The organism is Yokenella regensburgei, from assembly GCF_003634235.1.
In the GTDB taxonomy this organism is placed as follows: Bacteria; Pseudomonadota; Gammaproteobacteria; order Enterobacterales; family Enterobacteriaceae; genus Yokenella; species Yokenella regensburgei.
Genome location: NZ_RBIZ01000003.1, coordinates 1391295 through 1402245, shown reverse-complemented (window position 1 = coordinate 1402245; position 10951 = coordinate 1391295). Strand labels below are relative to the sequence as shown.

Sequence of the window (10951 nt, the reverse complement as noted above, 5' to 3'; positions counted from 1 at the left end):
GGCAATTTTTGCACTTTTTTCCACTAAATTGCGAGAAAATGTTACCAGAGCGCATAAAACCGCAGTCTGGCTCTCGACGGCAAGCGGCACGCTGCCTATTATGCAAAGGTTTCGCTTAAATCGTGGGAGAGAGAAATGCGAGCTGCGTTTTTAGTTGGCTGTGCCGCGCTGTTGTTGTCGGCCTGTAGCAATGAACCCGTTCAGCAGGCGACCGCCGCACACGTGGCGCCGGGCATGCGAGGGGCCATGTCCGATCTGGGCCAGGCGAACTGCGCCATGATTGGCGGTTCTTTGTCCGTTGCCCGCCAGCTTGATGGGACGGGCATCGGGATGTGCGCATTACCTAATGGTAAACGATGCAGTGAGCAGGCGCTGGCCAGCGGCTCCTGCGGCAACTACTAATTAATGCATTAAATCGGCAAGCTTATACACCAGCGTTTGATCGGCCGTTGCCAGCGTTAACTGGTCGCCGGTCAAATCAACCTGTGCGCCACGCGCCAGCATCGCGCTCAGCGTGTGATCGAGCTTGCTGAGCTCAGCATCCGGGCAGAGCATCTGCGTCATTGCCATATTCTTGACCGTCAGTGCGCCCTCGGAGAGCTTACCTTCGCCGGTAAAGCCGTTGCACATCTTGCCGGAAACATGCATCTTCTCGCCAAAGCTCAGCTCTGGCGGCGTCTGCGTTGGCGCAATATTTTTGCCGTTGACGCTCTCCAGCACAAAGCGATGGTGCTGGAGCTGAGATTCATTCACGGTCACTTTGCTGGTGTTTACACAACCTGCCAGCAGCATCCCCGCTGCCAGAAGTAAAATCGTTTTGTTCATTCATAGATCCTGATTTAGTGCTCTCGAGGGAGTGTAACTCTACTGCGCGTCACGTCATTGAGGATTATCTGAAAGTGCTCCCCCGGAACGAGGGAGCAGGCATATAGCGAATCAGAACAGTGCGTTAGGGCAGGTTTCGCCGTTGCCGATCTGCTTTAAGTTTTCCAGCGTGGTTTCGGAAATGCTGGTCAGCGCTTCGGCGGTCAGGAACGCCTGGTGGCCGGTGAACAGCACGTTGTGGCAGGCGGAAAGACGACGGAATACGTCATCCTGGATAACGTCGTTAGATTTGTCTTCGAAGAACAGATCGCGTTCGTTTTCATACACGTCCATCCCCAGCGCGCCGATTTTCTGATTCTTCAGCGCGTCGATGGCGGCCTGGGAATCGATAAGACCACCGCGGCTGGTGTTAATGATCATCACCCCGTCTTTCATCTGTTCAAAGGCGGACTGGTTCAGCAGGTGATAGTTTTCCGGAGTCAGCGGGCAATGCAGAGAGATAACGTCCGACTGCGAGAACAGCGTCGGCAGGTCGACATACTCTACGCCCAGATCCAGCGCCGCCGCACTCGGGTACGGATCGAACGCCAGCAGACGCATGCCAAAACCTTTCAGAATACGCAGGGTGGCCACGCCGATTTTACCGGTGCCGATAACCGCTGCCGTTTTGCCATACATGGTAAAACCGGTCAGGCCTTCGAGAGAGAAGTTGGCATCACGGGTGCGCTGATACGCACGGTGAATACGACGGTTCAGCGTCATCATCATCCCGATGGCGTGTTCTGCCACCGCTTCTGGTGAATAGGCCGGAACGCGCACGACCTGCAGACCCAGCTCTTTCGCTGCATCGAGATCGACGTTATTAAAGCCAGCACAGCGCAGGGCAATATATTTCACCCCGTTCTTTTTCAGCTCTTCGAGCACCGGGCGGCTGCCGTCGTCGTTGACGAAGATGCAGACCGCTTCGCAGCCATGGGCGGTTTTTGCTGTTTTTTCGCTTAAAAGGAAGTCGAAAAATTCAAGTTCAAAGCCATATGCATCATTAACATGTTGCAGATACTTTTTATCGTACTGCTTTGTACTGTAAACGGCGATTTTCATAAGACTTTTCTCCAGTGATTTTACTGTCACGTTAGCACACTGCGATTTTTCTTACAATTTTTAAAAATTAGTTTAATCAACGGTTTATACACATAAAGTGCAGGTGATTAAAAAACAACGCATTAGATTAATTGTACCCGGTCTGCTGAAACCTTGTCTGATTCCGTTCCCGGGGCTTTAAAGCCGGGGCACTCTGCGATAGCATTCTGTGATCAAGGTAACGCTTCCTGCGACCAGGGAAGCCATCAACGGATGAATTGCGGGAGTAAAACGTGTTTGCGGAGTTTGGTGTACTAAATTATTGGACCTACCTGATTGGCGCGATTTTTATCATTCTGGTGCCAGGCCCGAATACGCTGTTTGTACTGAAAACCGGGATCGCTCACGGCGTGAAGAAGGGTTACCTCGCCGCGCTTGGCGTGTTTGTTGGCGATGCGGTACTGATGTTTCTGGCCTATGCCGGCGTTGCCACGCTGATTAAAACCACTCCGGTACTATTTAATATTGTCCGTTACCTTGGCGCGATGTACCTGCTGTGGCTGGGCGGAAAAATGCTCTACGCTACGCTGACCCAGCGCGGTAAACAGCAGGAAGAGGGGGCAGAACCCGGCAGCGCTATCCTGAAACGCGCGCTGGTGCTGAGCCTGACTAACCCGAAAGCGATTCTGTTCTACGTGTCGTTCTTCGTGCAGTTTATCGATGTTAATGCCGCAAGTGCCGGTACTGCGTTCTTTATTCTGGCCGTCACCCTGGAGCTGGTGAGCTTTGCTTACCTGAGCTTCCTGATTGTCTCCGGCTCGTTTGTCACGCGCTATGTGAAAACCAAAAAGAAACTGGCGAAACTGGGCAACAGCCTGATTGGTCTGATGTTTGTGGGTTTTGCCGCGCGTCTGGCAACGCTTCAGTCTTAACGCATTTGCGTTTATCATAATCCGAGGGGATTCGGCGCTCTTCCCATTGCGAATCCCCTTGTAGCATCTATTATTCTTACATTCGTCACGCCGCCACCTCAGGATATTTATTGCCCATGAAGGGTAGATACAAAGTCGCCATCGCGCTGATTCTGGTTTTCTTCATTCTTCCTTTGACGTTGCTACTCACGCTGACGCGATGGGTGCCGACGCTCGCCGGGATCTGGCTGCCGGTAGGGACGCGTATTGCGCTTGATCAGAGCCCGCGTTTACACCGTGCTTCGGTGGAGATCCCAAGCCTGCGCTATCTGGTGGGGGACTGCGAGCTGGCGCGGGTGTCAGGCGCGATGTTGTCACATCCGAGCCGCTGGCGGCTGAACATTGCGGCGCTGGACGTCGACTCTGCCTGTCTGAGCAAACTCCCTGAAAGCGAACCCGCTCCCGGCGCGCCGCGCACGCTGGCGGAATGGCAGTCGATGCTGCCAAATAGCTGGCTGACTATCGACAAACTGACGCTTTCCCCCTGGCAGCAGTGGCAGGGCAAACTGGATGTGGGCCTGACGCCCGCCATTCAGGACATTGCCTTTAACGGCGATGCGCTGAAGCTGCGCGCCCGTCTGCACGGCCAGGCGCTGACCGTCAGCGAATTTGAAGCGAAGCTGGTCGACGGTCAGCCGCCGATTAAACTTGTTGGCGACTTCACCATGCCGCTGGTGCCGGATGGCCTTCCGGTTTCCGGACACCTGGTTTCCTCCTTTGAGTTCCCGCAAACCCCGCAGTTGGTGGATGCCGAGCTTGAGTGGCAAAAGAATCAGGGCCAGCTGGTGGTGACCGCCCGCGATAACCCGGAGCCGTTGCTGGATCTGCCGTGGACGTTGACGGAGCACGTAGCCAGCATCAGCGACGGACGCTGGAGCTGGCCATATCAGGGACAGCCGTTGAGCGGGCGCGTGTCTTTCAAAGCCGAGCAGTGGCAGCAGGGTCTGGATACGATGCAAATCAGCGGGCGTCTGAACGTGCTGACCCACGGCGACAACGGTAAAGGAAACGCCGTGCTGACGATCGGCCCCGGCAAGCTCAGCGCCGACGACAGCCACATGCCGCTGCGGCTGACCGGTGAAGCCAAGCAGGACGATTTGATTTTCTACGCCGTACTGCCAGCCACGCTGAGCGGCCCGCTGAGCTCACCGCATCTGGCGTTTGAACCAGGCGCACTGCTGCGTTCACGCGGAAGAGTGATTGATTCCCTCAATATCGATGAAGTTCGCCTGCCGCTCGCGGGCGTCAAGGTGACCGAGCAGGGTATCGATGGGCGTTTGCAGGCGATTCTGCGGGCCCATGAGAATGAAATGGGTGATTTTACGCTGCATCTCGATGGGCTGGCGGATAACTTCCTGCCGGATAAAGGCACCTGGCGCTGGCGCTACTGGGGGGATGGCCGTTTCACCCCGATGCACGCCCGCTGGGATGTCGCCGGAACGGGGTTGTGGCGCGACCAGTCTATTGTTCTGAACTCGCTCTCTACCGGCTTCGATAAGCTTGAATACGGGACCATGCTGGTCAACAAACCGCGGCTGGTGCTGGAGAAACCTGTTCACTGGCTCCGCGATGAACAGCATCCGCGACTGACCGGGGCGCTGTCGCTTGATGCCGGGCAAACCAACTTCAGCGGCGGCAGCGTGCTCCCGCCATCGACGCTCAAATTCAGCATCGACGGGCGTGACCCGACGTTCTTCCAGTTTAAAGGCGACCTGCACGCCGACAAGATTGGCCCAATACGGGTGGGGGGGCGTTGGGATGGCGAACGCCTGCGCGGCGAGGCCTGGTGGCCGAAGCAGTCGCTGACGGTGTTCCAGCCGCTAATTCCGCCGGATCTGAAAATGAACCTGCGGGAGGGCACGTTATACGCGCAGGTGGCGTTTTCCGCCGCCGCCGGGCAGGGATTTGAGGCCGGTGGTCATGGGGTACTGAAGGGCGGTAGCGCCTGGATGCCGGATAACCAAATCAACGGCGTCGACTTTGTGCTGCCGTTCCGCTTTAGCGAAGGTACCTGGCTGCTGGGCAAAAAGCATCCGGTATCGCTGCGCATTGCGGAAATCGTCAACCAGGTGACGGCGAAGAATCTGACCGCCGACCTGCAGGGCGCTTATCCGTGGAGTGAGGACGCGCCGCTGTTATTAAGCAACGTTAGCGTCGATATCCTCGGCGGTAAGCTCTCTATGCTGCAACTGCGCATGCCGCAGCACGACCCGGCGCTGCTGCGGGTACAGAATATTTCCACCAGCGAACTCATCAGTGCAGTAAATCCGAAGCAGTTTGCCATGTCCGGCCCGGTGAACGGCGCGCTGCCGCTGTGGCTCAACAACGACAAATGGATAATTAAAGACGGTTGGCTGTCAAACCCGGGCCCAATGACCCTGCGTATTGATAAAGATACGGCAGATGCGGTGGTGAACGACAACATCGCCGCCGGGGCGGCCATCAACTGGCTGCGCTATATGGAAATTTCCCGTTCGTGGACGAAAATTAATCTCAGCAACCTGGGATTACTGACCCTCACAGCGAACGTGACCGGCATTAGCCACGTCGATGGCAAAAGTAATACCGTTCATCTGAACTATACGCACGAAGAGAACGTCTTTGACCTGTGGCGGAGTTTACGCTTTGGCGACAATTTACAGGCGTGGCTTGAACAAAATACGGCGCTGCCCGCGCCACGCTGCTCAGGCGGCAAGGAATGTAAGGAGCAATAATGAAAATCTTAACCGCCCTGTTGTGTGCCCCGGCCGCCCTGATGCTGACGGGCTGTACCCCGCGCATAGAAGTTGCCGCGCCGAAAGAGCCGATCACCATCAATATGAATGTCAAAATTGAGCACGAGATTCATATCAAGGTCGATAAGGACGTGGAAAATCTGCTGAAATCGCGCAGCGATCTGTTCTGAGGTGATGAATGAAAAAATCACTGATAGGTCTGTTTTTGGGATTGTGCGTGCTGAGCTCTGGAGCCTGGGCGCTGAGCCTGAACGAAGCTCGTCAACAGGGACGCGTGGGCGAGACGCTGAGCGGCTACGTTGGCGCTATTAAGCAGGATAAAGAAACGCTCGCTCTGGTAAAACAGATCAACGATGCGCGCAGCGCGAGCTATCAGCAGCTGGCTGATACCAATAATCTGCCGGTGGATGAAGTGGCGAAGATGGCCGGGCAAAAGCTGGTTTCCCGCGCGCAGCCGGGCGAGTTTGTCCAGGGGATCAACGGTAAATGGCTACAGAAGTAATCAGCGGAAGCGGCGGCGGTACTCACCTGGGGTAACGCCAAAGCGTTGTTTGAAGGCCGTTGAGAAGTGGCTGTGATCGGTAAAACCCCAGCTGTAGCCGATCCCGGCCAGTTTTTCCTCATCGCTGGCGCGTTCCAGCGCCTGAGCGCAGAGATCGAGACGACGATTTTTGATGTACTGCGCGACCACTAATCCTTTATCAGCAAACATTCGGTACAGACTACGTACCGACATGCCCGTTTCACTGGCGAGCCACTCCGGGCGCAGCTGTTCCGACTGAATTGAGTCATCAATCAGGGCCATGATTTTCTGATACTGGCGCTCGCGGCGGCTGGGCTGAACATCCTGTTGATGCAGCACCGGGCGCAGCAGGCAGCCAATGGCTTCCAGCGCGGCGGCGCTCTCATCCTCGTTCATTGCACCGCTACTCAGGCTTTCCTGCAGTAATCGGTGGCTGAGCTGAACCATCGGCAGATGGCGTGAAAGCTTGCCAGCACTGCAGCGACGCTGCTGTTGTTCGATAAGCTGGCGAGGCAGCAGCAGAGAGATCTGGCGCGAGGTACCCTGCCAGTAAAATGAACAGGGGCGGGCGGCATCGATAAGCGTCATGTCACCCGCATCCAGCACAATCTGTCGGTCGTCCTGCTCCATCACCGCCTGGCCTTCCAGCTGAAAAACGGTATAGAACCACGCGTCGCTGCTGCGACGGACGTCATCCATGGTACGAAACAGATTGATGCTCTGCGTGGTCACCGTGCTGACCTTCATGCCACGCGCGTAGCCGGATTCAATATCACCGTAGAATTGGCCCTCGAGCGGACGCGCGTCGAAGCTGCCGCAGAGCTGGTTTACCTTCGCCAGCCAGTCCCGGTAGTTCTGTGTACTGTTTTCGCGCATCACGAAGCACCCTGATGTTCAGTATTTGTTCATGCATTGTTGCGTAAATGTTTCTCAAAGCAAGAGCGAAGCGGCAACTATATGAAAGAACTATTACCCCCGGCACACTTCTGCCGGGGAAAGATCGCTATTTGCGGTTGCTGTCACAGCGGCACAAACGAATGTCAGAGAGAAAAAAGCGCGTTTGCCGATCTCGCCTTAGACTGAATGCACTAATAGTGAAAAAAAGGAGTGGGTATGTCCGGTTCACAGGTCGCAACGCTCGCCAGCGTGCAGCAGTTTCTGGATCGTCAACATGGTTTGTTCATCGATGGTGCGCAGCAGGCAGCACAGGGTGAAAAGCGATTAACGGTCTATAACCCGGCCACGGGCGAGGCCATCGCCACCACGGCGGATGCCAATGCGGCTGATGTCGACCGCGCGGTGATGTCAGCCTGGAAGGCATTTGTGTCCCGCAGCTGGGCAGGACGTTTACCCGCCGAGCGCGAACGTATTCTGCTGCGCTTCGCCGATCTGGTTGAGCAGCACTGCGAAGAGCTGGCGCAGCTGGAAACCCTTGAGCAGGGGAAATCCATCAATATTTCCCGGGCGTTTGAAGTAGGCTGCACCCTGAACTGGATGCGCTACACCGCCGGGCTTGCCACCAAGATTACCGGCAGCACGCTGGATGTCTCTATCCCGATGCCGCAGGGCGCACGCTATCAGGCGTGGACGCGAAAAGAGCCGGTGGGCGTAGTAGCCGGGATCGTCCCGTGGAACTTCCCGCTGATGATCGGCATGTGGAAAGTGATGCCAGCGCTCGCAGCCGGGTGCTCAATCGTCATCAAACCTTCGGAAACCACGCCGCTGACGTTACTGCGCGTGGCGGAACTGGCGACGGAAGCCGGCGTGCCGGAAGGGGTATTCAACGTGGTGACCGGCAGCGGCAGTGAGTGCGGCGCCGCGCTGACCTCGCATCCGCACGTCGCGAAGGTGAGCTTTACCGGCTCTACCGCCACCGGCAAACAGATTGCCCGTACCGCCGCCGACCGACTGACCCGCGTGACGCTGGAGCTGGGGGGTAAAAACCCGGCTATCGTGCTGAAAGATGCCGATCCGCAGTGGGTAATTGAAGGCCTGATGACCGGCAGCTTCCTTAACCAGGGACAGGTGTGCGCCGCCAGCTCGCGTATTTATATTGAGGCACCGCTGTTTGATACGCTGGTGAGCGGCTTTGAGCAGGCGGTGAAATCGCTCAACGTTGGGCCGGGAATGTCGGAAGCGGCACACATCAACCCGCTGGCCTCTCGTGCGCACTGTGACAAAGTGCAGGCGTTTCTCCACGAAGCGCAGCAGGGGCGCGCTGAGCTGCTGAGCGGTAACGCCGGGCCGGATGGCAAAGGCTATTACGTTGCCCCAACGCTTGTGGTGAACCCGGAAGCCAGCCTGCGTCTGACCCGTGAAGAGGTGTTTGGCCCGGTGGTAAACCTGGTACGCGTCGCCGATGGTGAAGAGGCGCTGCGTCTGGCGAACGATACGGAATATGGTCTGACCGCCAGCGTCTGGACGCGGGATATCAGCCAGGCGCTGAGCTACACCGATCGCCTGCAGGCCGGCACGGTGTGGATCAACAGTCATACGCTTATTGACGCCAACCTGCCGTTTGGCGGAATGAAGCAGTCCGGTACCGGTCGTGACTTCGGCCCTGACTGGCTCGACGGCTGGTGTGAAACCAAATCGGTATGTGTGCGTTATTAGTGAACTCCCCCGGCATCGCTGCCGGGGTACTCCCTCCCGGTAATGCTTAACCGCGGTCATCTGAATTTATATTTATTGTTTCTTGTAATTAACGCCAATCCCTACATCATTTATGCATATTTATATTCCCACCCCCCGCTAAATGAACGCTTAGCCCCCGTGGTCACCCATTATTGAGTCGCTATTTACATATCTAAATGTTCGTTTAAATAACTATGCTGAGAATCGTCCTAATAAACGGCCTGGTATTTTTGCAAAAATGTTAAATAATTTAATATTAAATGTGCAAGAAATTGTTTTCGACAAATGCATGCTGTTCTCATTACACGCATAGCTTCTGTTTGCCTTTTATTTCCTGGTGTTTTCAACTGGCTTTAAGCGGGTGGATTGGTTTTATATCTTGTCATCATAACGTAAATTCATGACCAAAGATCTCATATCTTCATTAACGGCACGGACGTTAATATTTATCCGCAACTCCTTTTTGACAAAAACTGCTATTTATCGCCTTCGGGGAAAATCAGCGGCGGAATATGATTGCCATAATAAAGGTTAGGATATGAATAAGATATATCGATTAGTCTGGAGTCATCGCTTGCAAGCGACGGTGATTGCGCCTGAAACCGCCAGAGGGAAAGGTAAAAGCGGATTAGTTTCGAAAGTGGTTTCTATCGTGGGTATTGCCGTACTCGCCAGTCAGAATGCATTAGCTTTTGCGCCGATTGGAACGGGAGCGACCTCCACGACGGTGACTTCACCTGGGGCTGCGGGAAATCTGGTGATTGGCGATAACGCCTCTGCGACAAACTCCATACAAACATGTGGTAATCCTGACGATATTCTTGGTAACCCTTATTTAAATGGCGGGTGCGCATCTTCAACCGTCATTGGCAATAATGCGACCAATAACGGGTTTGCCGCATCCCTGGTGCTGGGTGAAAGTGCCCAGGTGACCGGTACCGGTTCAACCGCTATTGGCTCATTAAGTACGGCTGCCACTAACGCACTGGCCGCGGGTTTTGGCGCTGAAGCTTCGGCTAATGGCTCAACGGCGCTGGGTCAGGGGAGCCTGGCATCGGGTATTAATTCCGTGGCTATCGGTAAAGGGGCATTTACCTACGGCGATCAGAGTATTGCGCTGGGTATTAATGCCGGCGTCGGGGAAGGCACAAACCCTATTCCGGGCTCTACCTTTGGTAATCAGGGCGATAATATCGCTATCGGTGATAATGCAGGTAATACCGTTCTGGGGGCAAAAAACGTTGCGCTGGGGAGATCCAGTGGTTCGAATGTGTCGGGGAATGAAAATACCGCTTTTGGTTCTGGTACTGGTTCCAATATTTACGGCTTCGATAACGTCGCCTTTGGCCCTAACTCAGGAAATAATATCACCGGTGGAGCATTTGATACTGGTAATAACAACACGGCAGTGGGCCCCCATTCAGGAAATGACGTTGCGGGCGGTGGTAACGTTGCCGTGGGTCAGGATGCGGGAAATAGTGTCAACGCTAACCAGACCGTAAGTATTGGTCACGTGGCTAATGCCGGCGGGGATGCCTCTATTGCGATTGGTAATAACTCTTCGGTCAGCGCGGGTGTCACCAACGCTATCGCGCAGGGGACATCCACCACCGTTTCCGGTAACTCGAGTATCGGCATCGGTGAAGCCGCCAATATAACGGGTATACAGTCCGTAGGTATTGGTTATCACTCGACTATCGCAGGAAATAATAGCTACGCGATTGGTTCAAGTAACACGGTCAATTCTAATAACGTTGCGGTGCTTGGGAACAATATTACCGTCGCGACCGGGCTGGATAATTCGGTGGTGTTGGGGTCAGGATCAAGCGTTGCTGCTGCTGTAGGGACATCGTCAACGACCCTGAATGGTCAACAGTACAATTTTGCCGGCGTCTCACCGAATGCTTCCGTCAGTATTGGCACCACAACCTCCCAGCGTACCTTAACCAATCTGGCGGCAGGGCGGATTAACAGCCTGAGTACCGACGCGGTGAACGGCAGCCAGCTGTTTGCGTCCAACACCGCTATCAATAATCTGGGCGATAATCTGAATACGCTTGATTCCCAGGCGGTGAAATACGATCTAAACCCGGACAACTCCGTCAATTACAACAGCGTGACGATGGGTGGCACGACCTACGATAACAGCACCCATACCGGCGGTACGACCATTACCAACGTGG

Annotated in this window: 10 protein-coding genes; 7 read left to right on the top strand and 3 right to left on the bottom strand. The window is 55.2% G+C overall.

Annotated elements, in window-relative coordinates; all coding sequences use genetic code 11:
* Positions 1-135: 135 nt before the first annotated feature.
* The gene (locus tag C7387_RS06905) at positions 136-402 is read left to right on the top strand and encodes a putative hemolysin (protein WP_006819798.1); all 267 of its coding nucleotides are present in this window, start codon (positions 136-138) and stop codon (positions 400-402) included.
* On the opposite strand, the gene hslJ is transcribed toward C7387_RS06905, so the two are convergent.
* Together hslJ and C7387_RS06895 are read right to left on the bottom strand one after the other, a co-directional pair.
* Positions 403-825 carry a heat shock protein HslJ gene (gene hslJ / locus C7387_RS06900; protein ID WP_006819799.1) on the bottom strand — a complete coding sequence of 141 codons (423 nt, stop codon included), beginning with the start codon at positions 823-825 and terminating at the stop codon, positions 403-405. It lies immediately after the preceding gene.
* A gap of 111 nt (positions 826-936) precedes the next feature.
* Entirely contained in the window at positions 937-1926 is a 990-nt protein-coding gene (locus tag C7387_RS06895) for a 2-hydroxyacid dehydrogenase (protein ID WP_006819800.1), read from the bottom strand.
* 272 nt (positions 1927-2198) lie between these two features.
* On the opposite strand from C7387_RS06895, the gene leuE reads away from it, so the two are divergent.
* The 4 genes from leuE (at position 2199) to C7387_RS06875 (ending at position 6113) form a co-directional block, all read left to right on the top strand.
* Positions 2199-2837, top strand: a complete 639-nt coding sequence (leuE, locus tag C7387_RS06890) for a leucine efflux protein LeuE (protein ID WP_006819801.1) — start codon at positions 2199-2201, stop codon at positions 2835-2837.
* Positions 2838-2953: 116 nt separating this feature from the next.
* Positions 2954-5590 carry a YdbH family protein gene (locus C7387_RS06885; RefSeq protein ID WP_120816367.1) on the top strand — a complete coding sequence of 879 codons (2637 nt, stop codon included), beginning with the start codon at positions 2954-2956 and terminating at the stop codon, positions 5588-5590.
* Entirely contained in the window at positions 5590-5781 is a 192-nt protein-coding gene (locus tag C7387_RS06880) for a YnbE family lipoprotein (RefSeq protein WP_006819803.1), read from the top strand. The genes C7387_RS06885 and C7387_RS06880 overlap by 1 nt, the downstream gene beginning before the upstream one ends.
* Positions 5782-5789: 8 nt before the next feature.
* Positions 5790-6113: a YdbL family probable chaperone protein gene (locus C7387_RS06875; protein WP_038257735.1), complete on the top strand. Its 324-nt coding sequence runs from the start codon at positions 5790-5792 to the stop codon at positions 6111-6113.
* Here the strand turns inward: C7387_RS06875 and feaR are convergent, their stop codons facing one another.
* Complete coding sequence (gene feaR / locus C7387_RS06870; RefSeq protein ID WP_120816366.1) at positions 6114-7010, bottom strand: transcriptional regulator FeaR; 897 nt, start codon at positions 7008-7010, stop codon at positions 6114-6116.
* Positions 7011-7247: 237 nt separating this feature from the next.
* Between feaR and C7387_RS06865 the strand changes: the two genes are divergently transcribed.
* Positions 7248-8747 carry an aldehyde dehydrogenase family protein gene (locus C7387_RS06865; protein WP_120816365.1) on the top strand — a complete coding sequence of 500 codons (1500 nt, stop codon included), beginning with the start codon at positions 7248-7250 and terminating at the stop codon, positions 8745-8747.
* Between the two features lie 559 nt (positions 8748-9306).
* A partial coding sequence (locus tag C7387_RS23125; protein WP_276329983.1) for an ESPR-type extended signal peptide-containing protein occupies positions 9307-10951 on the top strand: 1645 nt, incomplete at its 3' end.